Origin of the sequence: Vibrio sp. 10N.261.51.C6 (genome assembly GCF_041471785.1) — a bacterium.
Taxonomy (GTDB): Bacteria; Pseudomonadota; Gammaproteobacteria; order Enterobacterales; family Vibrionaceae; genus Vibrio; species Vibrio crassostreae_C.
Map to the genome: position 1 here is coordinate 1 of NZ_JBFRPB010000055.1, position 14,976 is coordinate 14,976.

12 protein-coding genes and 1 tRNA gene are annotated in these 14,976 nt (G+C 44.5%); 8 read left to right on the plus strand and 5 right to left on the minus strand.

The genetic code is table 11. The features are described from left to right. Positions 1–217: 217 nt before the first annotated feature. Both nadA and AB4375_RS14835 read left to right on the plus strand, forming a co-directional pair. Positions 218–1,279, plus strand: a complete 1,062-nt coding sequence (nadA, locus tag AB4375_RS14830) for a quinolinate synthase NadA (RefSeq protein ID WP_017062067.1) — start codon at positions 218–220, stop codon at positions 1,277–1,279. 175 nt (positions 1,280–1,454) lie between these two features. Continuing rightward, entirely contained in the window at positions 1,455–2,486 is a 1,032-nt protein-coding gene (locus AB4375_RS14835) for a potassium channel family protein (protein ID WP_017063519.1), read from the plus strand. A gap of 75 nt (positions 2,487–2,561) precedes the next feature. Here AB4375_RS14835 and AB4375_RS14840 read toward each other — a convergent pair whose 3' ends face one another. Then, positions 2,562–3,131, minus strand: coding sequence for a UPF0149 family protein (locus AB4375_RS14840; RefSeq protein WP_017062064.1), 570 nt, complete (start codon positions 3,129–3,131; stop codon positions 2,562–2,564). Between the two features lie 171 nt (positions 3,132–3,302). Between AB4375_RS14840 and AB4375_RS14845 the strand changes: the two genes are divergently transcribed. The 6 genes from AB4375_RS14845 (at position 3,303) to AB4375_RS14870 (ending at position 10,851) form a co-directional block, all read left to right on the plus strand. After that, entirely contained in the window at positions 3,303–5,756 is a 2,454-nt protein-coding gene (locus AB4375_RS14845) for an ATP-binding protein (protein WP_372051880.1), read from the plus strand. A 248-nt stretch (positions 5,757–6,004) separates the two neighbouring features. Further along, the gene (locus AB4375_RS14850) at positions 6,005–6,454 is read left to right on the plus strand and encodes an L-alanine exporter AlaE (RefSeq protein WP_017062062.1); all 450 of its coding nucleotides are present in this window, start codon (positions 6,005–6,007) and stop codon (positions 6,452–6,454) included. Between the two features lie 180 nt (positions 6,455–6,634). After that, positions 6,635–6,725: transfer RNA gene (locus AB4375_RS14855), tRNA-Ser, on the plus strand. Between the two features lie 254 nt (positions 6,726–6,979). Further along, the gene (gene gltS / locus AB4375_RS14860; RefSeq protein ID WP_017070004.1) at positions 6,980–8,194 is read left to right on the plus strand and encodes a sodium/glutamate symporter; all 1,215 of its coding nucleotides are present in this window, start codon (positions 6,980–6,982) and stop codon (positions 8,192–8,194) included. Positions 8,195–8,445: 251 nt separating this feature from the next. Next, entirely contained in the window at positions 8,446–9,372 is a 927-nt protein-coding gene (locus AB4375_RS14865) for a LysR family transcriptional regulator (protein WP_372051881.1), read from the plus strand. A 225-nt stretch (positions 9,373–9,597) separates the two neighbouring features. Continuing rightward, complete coding sequence (locus AB4375_RS14870) at positions 9,598–10,851, plus strand: D-amino acid dehydrogenase (RefSeq protein WP_102332479.1); 1,254 nt, start codon at positions 9,598–9,600, stop codon at positions 10,849–10,851. A 75-nt stretch (positions 10,852–10,926) separates the two neighbouring features. Here the strand turns inward: AB4375_RS14870 and AB4375_RS14875 are convergent, their stop codons facing one another. The 4 genes from AB4375_RS14875 to AB4375_RS14890 form a co-directional block, all read right to left on the minus strand. Continuing rightward, positions 10,927–11,664 carry a dienelactone hydrolase family protein gene (locus AB4375_RS14875; RefSeq protein WP_372051883.1) on the minus strand — a complete coding sequence of 246 codons (738 nt, stop codon included), beginning with the start codon at positions 11,662–11,664 and terminating at the stop codon, positions 10,927–10,929. 222 nt (positions 11,665–11,886) lie between these two features. Next, entirely contained in the window at positions 11,887–12,822 is a 936-nt protein-coding gene (locus AB4375_RS14880; RefSeq protein ID WP_372051884.1) for a pyridoxal-phosphate dependent enzyme, read from the minus strand. A 127-nt stretch (positions 12,823–12,949) separates the two neighbouring features. Then, positions 12,950–14,248 (minus strand): sensor histidine kinase, encoded by a 1,299-nt coding sequence (locus AB4375_RS14885; protein ID WP_372051885.1) that lies wholly within the window; start codon positions 14,246–14,248, stop codon positions 12,950–12,952. After that, positions 14,245–14,922, minus strand: a complete 678-nt coding sequence (locus AB4375_RS14890; protein ID WP_017062034.1) for a response regulator transcription factor — start codon at positions 14,920–14,922, stop codon at positions 14,245–14,247. The genes AB4375_RS14885 and AB4375_RS14890 overlap by 4 nt, the downstream gene beginning before the upstream one ends. Between the last annotated feature and the right edge of the window lie 54 nt (positions 14,923–14,976).

Sequence of the window (14,976 nt, forward strand, 5' to 3'; positions counted from 1 at the left end):
TCTTAAGTGAACGGCATTAGTGCTTAGGCGCCTCTTTTTTATACCTGTTCACTTCCGTTTAGTGTTTACTTCTCTTGCTAGTGATGACAACACATCGCCTTGTTTATGCGTTTTAAGCATTAGCTAGTCACCGCTTGCAACCAATCCTTTTTGATCCCAATCGCTGTCCTGTGTAGAATACTCGGATTCTCGGAAGAAGTTGCGTAGAGCAAGAGCAATGAGTCATATACTAGATAAAATCGATACAGTTTACCCGTTTCCGCCTAAGCCAGTTCCATTGAGCGACGCTCAGAAACAGGCCCACATCGCAAACATCAAAAAACTACTTCAAGAAAAAGATGCAGTTCTAATTGCACACTACTACACCGATCCTGAAATTCAGGCTCTGGCAGAAGAAACTGGTGGTTTCGTTGGCGATTCATTAGAGATGGCTAAGTTCGGTAACCGTCACTCAGCAAGCACTTTGATCATCGCTGGTGTTCGTTTCATGGGTGAGTCTGCAAAGATTCTTACTCCTGAAAAACGCATTTTAATGCCAACACTTGAAGCTGAATGTTCGCTTGATCTTGGCTGCCCAGCTGACAAATTTACAGAATTTTGTGATGCTCACCCTGACCACACTGTGGTTGTATACGCGAACACCTCTGCAGCTGTTAAAGCTCGTGCAGACTGGGTAGTTACGTCGAGCATCGCTTTAGAAATCGTTGAAAGTCTAGACGCTGAAGGCAAACCCATTATTTGGGGGCCAGACCGTCACCTAGGTTCTTACATCGCAAATCAAACTGGCGCTGACATGTTGCTTTGGCAAGGTGAGTGTATCGTTCATGATGAGTTCTCAGCTGATGCTTTGAAGAAAATGAAATCGGTATACCCAGAAGCGGCTATCTTGGTTCACCCAGAATCACCAGCAAGCGTGGTTGAACTGGCTGATGCTGTAGGCTCAACAAGCCAACTGATCAAGAAAGCAAAAGAGCTGCCTCATCCACAGATGATTGTTGCGACAGACAAAGGCATCTTCTTCAAGATGCAGCAATTGGTTCCTGAAAAAGAGCTGATTGAAGCGCCGACAGCGGGTGCTGGTGCAACGTGTCGTAGCTGCGCACACTGTCCTTGGATGGCAATGAACGGCCTTGAAGCGATTGAAAACGCGCTTGAGAATGGTGGTGAGCAACACGAAATCTTCGTTTCTGACGAATTACGCGTGAAGTCTCTTATTCCATTGAACCGCATGCTAGATTTTGCAGAGCAGTTAAATGTGCAGGTAAAAGGTAACGCGTAAGTCGTTCTTTTATCTAACCAATAAAAAAACCAGCCAATAGTGCTGGTTTTTTTGTATCTGCGTATAGGCCGCCAATATCAATCTTGTGGTCATGTATCTTTTTCTGATGATACATCTTGTTGATATCGCGTATTTTTTCTAGCATGTAAGTAAGAGGAAAAGATTAGAGGCTCGAATGATAATCTGGTTACAACTCAAACGCTGGATCAAAGCAAACATCTTTGTTTTGAATGGCAAAAACTTACTGTTCACTTTTCTTGGCTACATCGCTTTATCGTGGTCGATGCTGTATTTGGCGGGTGAAACAGATTTAACCAGTTCGGTTACCGTATTCGCTTACTACTTGGTGGTGACGGCTTCTACGGTTGGTTATGGTGATTTATCACCGACCACGGTAGCGGGGCAGTGGATCGTTATTCTATTTGTGATTCCAGGCGGGTTGAGCCTTTTTGCCGCGTTGCTCGGTAAAGTGGCGACAGAAGGTGTTGAATATTGGCGAGCGGGCTTGCTAGGAAAAAGGAGAGTTAGAGTGGACAACCACATTTTGATGTTGGGGTGGAATGAGCAAAGAACCATTCATCTCATCCGCATGCTACAACACGAAGAAACGGGTAAACGACCAATCGTGCTATGTACGCGTTCAGATATCGAGAACCCGTTACCCGGTGAAATCAATTTCGTCAAAGTAAACAGCTACACCGATGGCAAAGAGATGGAGAAAACGGGCATTGAGTCTGCAAGTTGCATCCTGATTGATAACCCAGAAGACGACATTACGTTATCTGCGGCGCTTTACTGTGCCAACCGAAACCCTAAAGCGCACCTTCTTGTTTACTTTAAAGATGAAGCGCTGAGCGATTTGTTACACAAGCATTGCCCTAACTCAGAATGTATTCCAGCGGTGGGTGCTGAGATGCTAGCAAAGGCTGCGGTAGACCCAGGTTCCAGTGCGCTTCACCAAGAATTATTGAGCTCAACAAGAGGCATGACACAGTATTCAACGTATTTCCCTGAAGACGCTGAGTCTGTCACCGTCGCGCCTATTTTCTCAGTGTTTAAAGAGAAGTATCAAGCAACTCTGATCGCCATTGATACGGGGAGCGGTATTGAACTCAACCCAGAGTTAGATCAAGTGGTCAGCAGTGGCACTAAGCTGTTTTATATTGCTGATGAGCGAATTGATGACTTCGATTGGAAAGGCTTCTAAAGCGACTATTTTATTTCGTCTGAAAACTAAAAAAGGCCTCATAATGAGGCCTTTTGGCTTGTATAAAGCTAACTGTTATTGAGCTTCAGCCAGTGCAATGCCACGCTGCGTTAGTCCGCAAAGCATCACAGGAACAGCGTTAAAGATCTCTTCGAACTGCTCTAGGCCTTCGATGCCTTGCTCTGCAAGCGTAGCAATTGACGTTTCTGGATCGTAAAGCATGCTCAGTGACAGCAGGACACCGCCAACGAGTGCGTTATCTTCGCTCTCTTCAGGCATTAGTGTTTCCCAATCGTCGCGAGCAATCTGCCAGCCTTGAAGCAAGCCTTCACAAAAATCACGAGCGGCAGTGTTCACCACTTCTTCGTCGTCTAATTGACAAGCTTCAGGCCAAACCCAAGTCCCTTCAATCAGTTCTGGGCGGGTTTTATTCCAAAGCTCGATGATAACTTCAATGTAGCTTTCTAGCTGTTCACCATCCGTAAAAGGTGCGACTTCTTCGCCACCCCATAAGAACGGTAGCCACTCATGCGGGGTTAACACATTCGGTGCCGCTGCCATTGCAGTGACAAAGCCCATTGTTTTGTGTTCTGTGATTAGCTTTCCTTCCAACTCTGGAAGCGCAAGAATATCTTGTAAAGTCAAAGTGAGGTACCGTAAAAGGGAACATATTTGCGCTTATAGTACCAATGAACTTGTGCCAATCAAGCTTCAATCTAAAAAGGCTTGATGTCATGGATGATAAACACTAGGTTTAACAGAAAAGAAAACAATAAAAGAATTATGCAGATACGGTCGTCTTTAAAGAAAAAAAGCATGGTAGCGCTTGGATTATACCTTGCGATGTTTATTGCCATTGTCGGTAGTGTGACGTATTACGTCGTAGAATCCCCTGTGCGCGCCAAATTACAACAAAACCTCGACTTGCGTACGCAACTGTTATCCGCATTGATTACAGAGCCACTCAGTAGTTCTCGAGGCTTCGTAGACAGTCTCGTTGGGTTTGCTCAAGCGCATCGTAACGGTGATGATGTTATTCCGCTCTTTAAGTCCATGTTGGCGGCGAGCGACGATACGATTGTCAGTGCCGGTATTTGGCCCGAACCTTATGCGCTTGATTCTAAAAAGCTTCTCAACAGTTACTTTTTTAATAAAGCCGACGATGGAATAATCGACCAGATATATTCTTACAACAACCCCCAAAATGCCCCTTATCAAGAAGAGTATTGGTACACCTCTGTCGTCAACCAAAAACAAGGCACGATCTCTTGGAGCGATGTGTATATCGATCCATACACACACGTTCGAATGATTACGGCGTCTTCCCCTTATTATTACGACGGTACTTTTGCCGGTGTTGCCACGGTGGATCTCTCGCTCGAAGAGCTGCTTGGTTTTATCAAGAACCACGCCGAAGAATACAACCTTGGCATTACGCTCAGAGATAAGCTTAACCAAGTGTTGGTTTCGCATAACTTTAATCTCGTTGAAGGCATTTACATCAGTAGCAATCAATTTGGTGATTTCGGCTGGCAAGTGGATGTGGTGAACTCCAAATCACGAGTAGAAGACGAAGTGTTTCGTCAGGTGATGAGCATTGAAGGCGGTATTGTTCCGCTATTGCTACTTTGTGTCATGGCGGGGTATTACTTATTGAACCGTTATTTGATTAGTCCAATCACAAGGATTGCAGCACAGGTTGATAGTTCGAAAGCCGGCGAAATCATTGATGTGGATTACCCGAGTGATGACGAAATCGGCCATTTGATTAAAACCTTCAACGAAAAGACCATTTATCTCGAAGCGGAAAAGGTTAAAGCTCAGGCATCCACCAATGCAAAAACCGCTTTCCTTGCGACCTTGTCACATGAAATTCGCACTCCGATGAATGGGGTATTGGGTACCGCTCAAATCCTATTAAAAACGCCTCTAAATTCTGAACAAGAGAAGCATCTTAAGAGCTTGTATGAGTCCGGCGATCATATGATGACTCTACTCAACGAGATCTTAGACTTCTCGAAGATCGAGCAGGGCAGGTTGGATCTTGATGAAACGCGTTTCCCGCTTGATTCGATCATCGGCAGTATTAACAGTGTTTACTACACATTGTCTTCCGAGAAAGGGCTTCAATTCAAAGTGTACTCTGAGGTGACTTCGGGTCGTTGGTACTTCTCAGATAAAGCTCGCCTTCGCCAAATTTTGTTTAATCTATTGAACAACGCGGTGAAGTTCACCTCCAGAGGCTTTGTTGAGGTGTACCTGAAAGAAGTTGTAGAGGGGAGTGACACCTATCTGAGCATTCGAGTTCGTGATACCGGAATTGGTATTTCTAAAGAAGCTCAGAAGCGTATTTTTAAACCGTTTGAACAAGCGGAGTCTTCGACCACAAGGCGTTTTGGCGGTACTGGCCTTGGCCTCGCGATTGTGAAGAAAATTGCCCAGTTGATGGATGGCAGTATTACCGTCACCAGTGAAGAAGGGATAGGCACGAGTTTTGATGTTCGCTTGAAGATTCAGCCATGTCAGCCAGGAGAAATCGAGAGTTTGCCACATAAGAAGTTGGACTACTCTGGCTTAAAGGTACTGATCGTCGAGGACAACCGAACTAACACGGTGATCATTGAAGCCTTCATGAGCAGTAAAGGCTTTACCTGTAAGAGCGTCGAAAACGGTGAACTTGCGATACAAGCCGTGGTTGCTGAGCGCTTTGATTTGGTGCTCATGGATAACCATATGCCTGTGATGGATGGCGTTGAATCAACCACTGCTATTCGTGCTTTGATAGGCGATGTGTCATCGGTATTGGTGTTTGGTTGTACGGCTGATGTCTTTAAAGAGACTCGTGAGCGTATGTTGGGGGCAGGTGTGGATTATATTATTGCTAAGCCGATTGACGAGCGTGAACTGGATGATGCCTTGTTCCGCTATTCAAATAAGCTTTATCAATACCATGAAGTAAAAGCGGATGAGCTCGAAAGCCAAGACGTAAAACCACACGATTCGAAAAGTAAAAGCGAGTCACTGCCTAAACCTGATCTTCGCAACAAAGATAACACTGAAGAGCTGTTAGTGACGTTGTATGTGGCGCTAGAAGACAACAACCTAGAACTGATTCAATTTGCACTAGAGAGCCTACGTGTCCACGTTGAAGCTATGAACAACGCGGAACTTACTGAACAAGTCGATAAAGCGTTAGAGCAGGTTGCTTTAGGATCACCACCTACACAAGATGTCATTAATATCATTACTGTAAATCTACCTATGGCTTAAATGTTGTTTAATTACGGTAAGTAAATGACGAACTGTCCAATATTTGACCTTGGTTGGATTTTTTGGTGAAAGTGACTGCTTTTAAAGTGGTTTTTGGTTGTTAATTTACAACTTGATTTTTAATTTGGAGTGTATGACTACTAATCTTGTGATTTAATAGCGACATTATCTGGTGAGGTGCAAATGTGCCTTGTTTATATGTTACTAAATCACTAATTAAGCAGTGATATATTTTAGGTTTGTCGTCAATGAAGTCTCGTGGTCCATTTTGTATTCGAAACGCAGCTGCGGATACATTTGCTATGGTCGTTTTCTGTTTTATTTCTGGCATGATCGTAGAAGTGTTTATTTCTGGTATGACGTTTGAGCAATCTCTTGCTTCTCGAACGTTATCTATTCCTGTAAACATTGCTATCGCTTGGCCTTATGGCGTTTTTCGTGATTGGTTCTTACGCAATGGTGCAAAACTTTCAGAAAGCTCATTGATGAAAAACTTGTCTGATTTGATGGCATACGTGTTATTCCAGTCTCCAGTGTATGCGGGTATTTTGTTGGCAGTGGGTGCTTCAGGCGACCAGATCGTTACGGCTGTCACCAGTAATGCAGTTATCTCGTGCGGTATGGGCGTACTTTACGGCTACTTCCTCGATATGTGTCGTAAATGGTTTCGAGTTCCTGGCTACTATCAACAAGCTTAAGAAAAGCAACAAGCGTAAGTGCAGCGAAAGAATGAAATTTGGTTTGTTTTTGATCTAATGAGTTAATTTGTAATCGAACAAACCGAAAAAGGCACTTTTTTTGAGAATGCCCCTTGACCAAAGCAAGCAGAATCAATAAAGTAGCGCCTCGTTGAGTGACATGCTCAACACACAATTTGTGGAAGGATGGCTGAGTGGCTTAAGGCGCTCGCCTGGAAAGCGAGTATACGTTTATAGCGTATCTGGGGTTCAAATCCCCATCCTTCCACCACTATTCAAAACCCTAGCAGAAATGCTGGGGTTTTCTCGTTTTAGAGCCTCTATATCCCACCTCATCTGTATACCTCCCTAATATCCGTTCCTTTAATCATTGCTTTATAGTTATAATCTCTATTAATACCGTCGCAGAATTAACCATATTAGGTGTTTTTATCATAGATAATCGCTTGATTTTTTGGCGTGAACCTAGATTATTAATAGTACGCAATATTATGAATAATCTAACTATTAGGAATCCATAACCTCATGACAGAAACCCTAGTTTCTCCAATGCTCTCTTTTACGATCGCGATTTCATTACTGTTTATCGGTAAAGGTTTGATCGAGCGATCTGAAGTATTAAGAAAGTATTCACTGCCAGAGCCTGTGATTGGTGGCTTTGTCTGCGCAGCGACCGTAGCGGCGCTTTACTATATTTTTGAAATCCAAATCACTTTTAGCCTAGATGTCAGAGACTTTTTGCTTGTCTACTTTTTTGCTGGCATCGGGCTCCAAGCGGATATTAAAACACTGATTAAAGGCGGGCGACCGTTGTTCATCCTACTGTGTCTTGCTGCCATTTTTATCGTGTTGCAAAACGTAGTCGGAATGGCAGTCGCTTCTGGCTTTGGAATGGATGCGAAAGCAGGCTTGCTATCTGGGTCTGTTAGCTTGATAGGCGGCGTAGGCACAACGTTAGCTTGGGCGCCAATGTTTGTGGAAGAGTTTGGTATTGCTAACGCGCTCGAACTTGGTGTCGCTTCAAACACGGTTGGTTTAATTGCAGCGTGTGTGATTGGTGGCCCGATTGCCAACTACCTGCTCAATAAACACAAAGTAAGCCCTTCTAATGAAGAAGAGGTTACGGTTGGTGCATTCCAAGAGAGTGAAACAAAAACGGAGCTTAGTCACTACGGCGTTCTATGGGCGTGGTTGATTCTTAACTTAACACTAATGCTGGGTTACAGCTTGAGTGAAGTTATCGACTCTATGGGCCTAAAACTGCCGTTATTCGTTAGCTGTTTAATCGCTGGTATCTTAATCGGAAACGTCGGTCGTGCATTGTTTAAGAAGCGTCGTACACAAGAGAAAATCGCTCAAGGCCGAAAAGGCTTAGCGATGATCTCTGATATCTGCTTAGGCATGTTCTTAACCATGGCATTGATGGGGTTACGTATCTGGGACCTCGATGGACTGTTTGGCTATATCTCTGTTGTCATGAGTATCCAGATCTTACTTTCGCTGCTGTTTACTGTGTTTGTCGTTTATTACTTGATGGGAAGAAACTACGACTCTGTGGTGATATGTTCCGGCTTTGGTGGTATCACTCTAGGCTCGACCGCAACAGCAATTGTGAACATGACCGCAGTAACTCACCGCTATGGCGCAAGCCCACAAGCATTCATTGTGGTGCCATTAGTATGTGGTTTCTTTGTTGATTTGATCAACGCATTGGTGATCAGTTTCTTTGTTGGTCTGTAGTGAAGTGACCGGTTATTGACTGCTTGAGGTTTACATCGGGATAATGACCACAAAGGCGATGACGAAAGTTGTCGCCTTTGTTTTATCGACAGCAAGCTAAAACACGTATATCAGCCTTTGATGTGATGTCTTGAAGTGACTCGGTGCACAAGTTAGTAAGAGCAATTACGATCTTGATAAATTGGGATATATGTTCGCAGCAAATTTGTGAGACGCTTGATTAAGTGTCAGTTGAATTACAAGGAAGTTGAATGCACCACTTTAATATCCGTGCTCTCGAGTACTTAAACGCGTTATCAAAATACAGGTCGTTACGTAAGGCATCTAAGATGATGAACGTTGACCCTGCCGCGATGAGTCGAATGCTGACACAGTTAGAAGCGCAAGCGGAAATGAAAGTATGGGAGCGCAACAACCGCCAATCTCTGCTGACTGAGGCGGGGAACGAACTGTTGAACTACTATCGCTCCATTGTTCGTGGAGAGGCGGCAGTGCTTGCTCGACTAACCAAGCTTAAAAACCTCAAGGGCGGTAATGTTAGCATCGCGATTGGAGAAGGATTTATTACTAACTTGGTCTCTAAACCGATGCAAACCTTCATGGCTCGATACCCTGATATCAATCTTTCTATTGAGATCGCAGGGGCATTGGATGCAGTCAAGATGTTGGAAGATCAACAGATAGACTTTGCGATAACCTATGCGTCTGCACCTCATCCTAAACTGCATTCACACGTCGAGCGTAGTCATCCGCTCGAATTGATTGCTCCGAAGGGGCACTTCCTTACGATGAAAGAAGCACCAGTGGTAATGCAAGATATTCAAGACGCTTCTCTCGCCTTGATCGATAACTCGACCGGCATGGGGAGGCTGGTAAAGCAGGCTGAACAAATTTCCCATCTTACCTTGCAGCCAAAGCTACAAACCAATTCGGTCACTGCACTGACAAACTTTGTTTCAGCAGGGTTGGGCGTCACCTTTATGCCCAAGCTCACCGTGATCGATGAGATAAAATCAGGGCAGATTGAAGTGGTTGCGACCGAGTTGGAGATGTTATCGAAGGCGACGGTTAAGGTTCAATCTTTGAAAGGCCGTGCACTAACGCTACAAGCGGAAACCTTGTTAGATTTCTTACTCGAGAACGCCACTTTCTTGAGTCATGACGCTTACAATATCTAGGCTTAATCAGTTTACTTAGCGACTCCTACCTAAGCTTTCAAATACCGCCAATATCACACTTCCAAACTGCTGGATTTGTTTTCGAGTCGAATTGATGTTTTGTCAATGCCACCTCTATTGTTAAGTCAACACATGCGGAATAAGTTACAAATTATTAACGAAACGAGTTTTAGACTGACAGCTGTGTTCGACAGATTTGGCTTTGTCAGGCATTAGGGGAAGAGAATGGAAGTTATTGTAATTGGCAGTGGTGTTATTGGATTGACCAGCGCATGGTACTTGGCAAAAGAAGGTCACTCGGTCACGGTTATTGATCGTCAAGATAGCAGTGGCAAAGAAACCAGTTTTGCGAATGCCGGGCAAATTTCTTACGGTTATTCATCACCATGGGCGGCACCGGGCATCCCTTTGAAAGCGATGAAATGGCTTACCCAAGAACATGCGCCACTTAAAGTGAAGCCTTCTCTTTCTCCAGAGTTAATGTCTTGGGCGACTAAGATGCTCGCCAACTGTAATGAAGCCAAGTACGCACAGAATAAATCGCGGATGTTACGAGTCGCTAACTACAGCCGAGATTGCCTGACTCATCTAAGAATCAGTGAAGATTTGGCTTATGAGGGCCGGCAGAAAGGCACCTTGCAAGTATTCAGAAGCGAAAAACAATTGGACGCTATTCAGCAGGATATGAAGCTATTAACAGAGAGTGGAATCGAACACTCGCTGTTTGATGTTGAACAGTGTCTGTCAGTGGAGTCTGGTTTAGCAGACGTTAAAGACAAGCTGGTGGGCGGCCTGTATTTACCACACGATGAAACCGGTGATTGTCATCAGTTCTGTTTAACCTTGACCGAAAAAGCCAAGCAACTCGGCGTTCAGTTCGTGTTTAATACCGAAGTGGTTAGGCTCAATCATCAGAATCAAACCATTGAGAGTATTACAACGACTCAAGGCGAGTTCAAAGCGGATGCTTACGTGGTCGCTTCAGGAAGCTATTCTCGAGAACTGTTGAAGCAAGTCGATTTGTCGATCCCGGTTTATCCAGTGAAAGGCTATTCGCTAACACTGCCGATCGTGAATGTAGATAAGTCACCAACCTCGACTGTGATGGATGAAACTTACAAGGTAGCGATGACGCGATTTGATGATCGTATTCGCATTGCAGGGACGGCAGAACTTGCGGGGTTTAATTACCTTATCCCTGAAAAACGCAAAGCCACGATTGATATGGTGATTAAAGATCTTTTCCCACAAGCGGGTGACTTTTCTAAGGCTGAATACTGGACTGGGTTAAGACCAATGACGCCGGATGGTACGCCTATTATCGGTAAGACGCCTATCAAGAACCTATTTACAAATACTGGACATGGGACATTAGGTTGGACAATGGCATGTGGCTCAGGAAAGATCTTGGCAAGCGTGGTCAGTGGCTCTGATTGCGATATAAAAGCAGACGACTTGAGCATCCATCGTTACATGTAGTTCATCCAAATCCTTGGTCATACGAATTAGCCCATGTTTATTAAGCATGGGCTAATTTGGTTTGAGTGTCGCGGCTTATCGGGTGGTGGTTTCTAACACATGAGTGAATCGTTCCCACGATTTTTGGTCAGCTTCATTTTGGTAATTATTAGAGCCGAACACGGTAAAGGCATGCGGCGCCCCACTGTAGGTGATCATTTCATGCGGAACTTTGGTTGTTTCAAGTTCAGCGGCAAGGTTGCCAAAGTCGTGCATTGAAATCATGGCATCAGCCGTACCGTGGAACACGACAACCGGAGCCTTTGTCTGCGAGTAGTCTTGACCTTTTGGTGTTGATAAACCGCCATGGAAGGTGACATAAGCCTTCGAAGGAATGCCCGCACGAGCGGCTTCCAATACAGCGGCTCCGCCGAAACAGTATCCCATCATTACGTTGTTATCTAAGTTGCCGCCAAGTCTTTTCGCTTCCATGGCACCAGCGTTGAGCAACTTACGCATTTTTTCTCTGTCTTTATACAGTTCGCCTGTGTGTTGCTTTTTATCTTTCACTTCGGTCGGGCGAATGCCTTTACCAAATAGGTCGATGGCGAACACGTTGTAACCGAGTTCGTTGAGCATCTCAGAACGTTTCTTTTCGTAATCGGTTAAGCCATCCCAATCGTGTATTAGCAGTACTAAAGGTGCTTGGTCACTGGCCTCACTCCAATAACCTTCGTAATCCATCCCATCGACTTGGTAAGTGACGTTTTCTCCTGATATCGCAGAGAAGGGCAGTAAAACTGAAAACAGGCCGAGTGTAGTGAGTTTTCGCATGCGTAATTCCTTTCGATGACAATTGACGTTCCAATCGAAAGTATAGATAACGCGATGATTCTCGCCAGATTTCTGTCTCTAACTTGAAATTTCTGGCAGGGATAGCAGGTGGCTATTACTGATAAACAGCCATCGAAAGGGAGTGCGATGGCTGTTCATGATGCGCTGAGAAATTCTCAGTTCGCAGAAACGCGGGGCATTAGAGTAGAAAAGAACGGATTACTACCAAGTAGCGTTATCAGCGGTGTGGCTACTTCGAAGTTCTGGGTACTTACGTTGATAGCGCGGCAACATCGACTCATTACCTAAGATGCCACCTTGATGGATATAGATGACGGTTTTGGTTGGGTTCTCTTCTTGCCATTGCTCTAAGCATTGCCACATTAATGGGTCGTAGAGCAGGTCGAATTCAATATCAGTTTGTTCTTGTAGATCCAACCAAGTTTGATAGTCCTGCTGGTACAACTTACCAAAGTGGTGTTTGGCTTTAAGCGGTAATATCTGCGGGTGATCGGTTTCGCCAAGCTCGTTGAACTGTTGCGTTAGGTAATCACTGCCGCCAACACATGCACAGGTTAATACCGGGATGTTGTGTAGTTTTAAATGCTTATGTAGATACAGAGCCGTGGCGCCTGTGCCTGCTGGCAGTGCCACAACAAAATCGTATTGGTTTTCAAAGCGAGTCCAGCTCAGTATTTCCATCGCCAGTTGTTTTACGCCATATTCAGAAAGCTGAGAGCGTCCACCTTCTGGTAACACAATGCATTGTGAGTCAGGCTGTCTGACTTGCTCAATATACGTCTGTGGATGAAGTTCAGAGCCTGTTTCTTTGACTGAAATAACCTCAGCCCCAAGGTCGATAGCGCCACGGTAGTTGCCGAGTGGGCGTTCTTGTAGCCATTGAGGCAGGTGGTCGACGTAGAACTCAAGCGTCCAACCTTTGATTTTTGCAAGTGCGGCTAGCGAGAACAATGAGTTGGCTTGAGCGGAACCATAGCTTATTAGGGTGGTAGTGCTTGGGTGCTCGTCTTCCAGTAGCTTCATGAACTTTCTGGCTTTGTTGCCGCAAAAGTGGGAATGAAGCTGATCGTCACGCTTTAAGAAAAAGGTGTGGTCGTTGTATTGATGTTGAGTTACAGGGCTATTATTTAGTTTCATCGCACTTAGACAAAATGCTGACTCAAGAGCCAGCATTTATAGTTCAAATAGGACTAGCGAGTATCTAGTAGCTAGGGACCGCTGTAAACCAACTAAATCAAGTTTTCGTTCGATATTGAGCCGTGAACTACGAATTCATTTGCTCTGGGATTGATGAGGATAGATCGGTTTGAAAGGTGATTTTAGCGGTACATCCACCACAGCTGCGATTGACCAATTCAAAGCCCCACTGGAAGCGTTGACACAAGTCCTCGACAATCAATAAACCTAATCCATGACCATTCGGATTGTATTGTTCCTGAAGGCCTTCACCTTGGTCTTCAATCACAATACTCTGTTCGGACAGGGTAACCGTGACAGTGCCACTATTGGTCGCTGCAATGGCATTCCTCAATAAATTGCCGACCAACATATTCATGATCGCGCTGGTGGCTTGAATGGTCGGCTCTGATTGAATGTGTAAGGATATCTCGACTTGCTTCTCATCCGCCTGTAATGAATTCTTGGAAACGATAGCTTCTAACTCTTGCTGACTAAACAAGCGCAGCGGTGCATCGTCACTGTTTCTTTCATAACGAACCAAACCAAGCAGTGCATCGACCATTTCAGACATTTGAACAATGGCTTCATCAATACGTTCAACCTGACGAGATTGAAATTCGGTTGTTTCGCTTCTCAGTAACAGTTTGTTGGCACCACGAGCAACAGTCAACGGAGTTCTTAGTTCATGACTTGAGTAGCGTGCGAAAGCTTGCTCGCGTTTTACTAGAGAATTGATTTCTCTTCTGTATTGATTGAGTTGATCCGTCAACTGACGAAACTCCACCGCCGCATCGTCATTCACTCCAAATTCTTCGTTTAGATTGAGCTTATTGGATTCAAGCTGTTCAGACAGGGAGTTGAAGGGCTCAATCAGCCGTTTAGACAACCGATAGAGCAGAGCTCCGAAGCTGAATATTAGAATAGAGAGAAGGGCTAATACAAATGTGGTGGCATAAACGAGCTCAAAGACACTAAGCTCGACACGGTCTATTTCAGAAAGCAGAACAATAGGGTGAGTTCTACCTTCATGAGTATACTCGCCTACATAGACCATGCGAGATTCTGGATCTTCACCGACCTCACCAATGAAATTTTCTTTGCCTTCAATATACTTTAAATACTTTTTCGGTAGATAGGAAAGATCGTTGTAAGCGATAGTCAGGTCATCAATACGAAGCTCTCCACTTTCACCTGACTGGAATAACCCGACTGCATAGTTGCGGTCAATTAGGATGCGTCTTTCACCCACGCGGTCTTCCGACAAGTACAGGGCTGTGATAAATACCACATAGACAAATGCCGACACAATTACGGCCATTAACCCAAAGAAAACCGCTAAGCGGCCCGTTAGGGTTTTTGTGCTTGTAAGAACATTTGAAATCAATTCGATGGCTCCAATCGGAAGCCAACTTTAGGCACCGTAATTAACATCTGAGTGTCGAAAGGCTTGTCGAGTTGATTACGTAACTGATAAATGTGACTGCGCAACACATCATTGTTGGGTTCGTTTTCTTCCCATAACTTGTAGGAAATAGCTTCACGAGTGACTACTTCAGGTGCGCTTTGGCACAGCATCTCAAGTATGGTGTAAGTGGTTGGGTTGAGCGCTAGTAGTTTATCTTGGCGGTAAGCTTTACGGGTTTTTTGGTCGATGGTGAGTTCATCGAACTGAAGTTTTGAAGAGGCGACTTTTCCGCGGTAACGACGGACTAACGCGTTCATTCTTGCTTCTAGAATATCCAAATCAAATGGCTTGGTGAGGTAATCATCGGCACCGTGTTCAAAGCCTTTCAGCATATCTTCTCGGCTATCTAAGGCGGTCAGCATCAAAATAGGTGTCGCGTTACCTTGGTCTCGCAGTTTATTACAAACCGTTAGGCCGTCCATTCTCGGTAACATTAGATCCAATATGATGATATCAAATGAGTTTTCCAACGCGAGTTGTAGGCCAAGTTCACCGTTGTCTGCGTAATCGAGTTCCATGCCAATACACTCAAAATAATCAAACAAGACACCTGCAATTTCACGGTTATCTTCGACTAATAGAACTCGTTTCATTTTGATTCTCATACAGAAATAGACAGTAACATTATCCTGAGTGAGCGTGAAAAA

Bases quoted from the DNA above. Each gene is read 5' to 3' on its own strand.
- nadA (WP_017062067.1), top strand. From the start codon at position 218: ATGAGTCATATACTAGATAAAATCGATACAGTTTACCCGTTTCCGCCT.
- AB4375_RS14835 (WP_017063519.1), top strand. From the start codon at position 1,455: ATGATAATCTGGTTACAACTCAAACGCTGGATCAAAGCAAACATCTTT.
- AB4375_RS14845 (WP_372051880.1), top strand. From the start codon at position 3,303: ATGGTAGCGCTTGGATTATACCTTGCGATGTTTATTGCCATTGTCGGT.
- AB4375_RS14850 (WP_017062062.1), top strand. From the start codon at position 6,005: ATGAAGTCTCGTGGTCCATTTTGTATTCGAAACGCAGCTGCGGATACA.
- gltS (WP_017070004.1), top strand. From the start codon at position 6,980: ATGACAGAAACCCTAGTTTCTCCAATGCTCTCTTTTACGATCGCGATT.
- AB4375_RS14865 (WP_372051881.1), top strand. From the start codon at position 8,446: ATGCACCACTTTAATATCCGTGCTCTCGAGTACTTAAACGCGTTATCA.
- AB4375_RS14870 (WP_102332479.1), top strand. From the start codon at position 9,598: ATGGAAGTTATTGTAATTGGCAGTGGTGTTATTGGATTGACCAGCGCA.
- AB4375_RS14875 (WP_372051883.1), bottom strand. From the start codon at position 11,664: ATGCGAAAACTCACTACACTCGGCCTGTTTTCAGTTTTACTGCCCTTC.
- AB4375_RS14880 (WP_372051884.1), bottom strand. From the start codon at position 12,822: ATGAAACTAAATAATAGCCCTGTAACTCAACATCAATACAACGACCAC.
- AB4375_RS14890 (WP_017062034.1), bottom strand. From the start codon at position 14,922: ATGAAACGAGTTCTATTAGTCGAAGATAACCGTGAAATTGCAGGTGTC.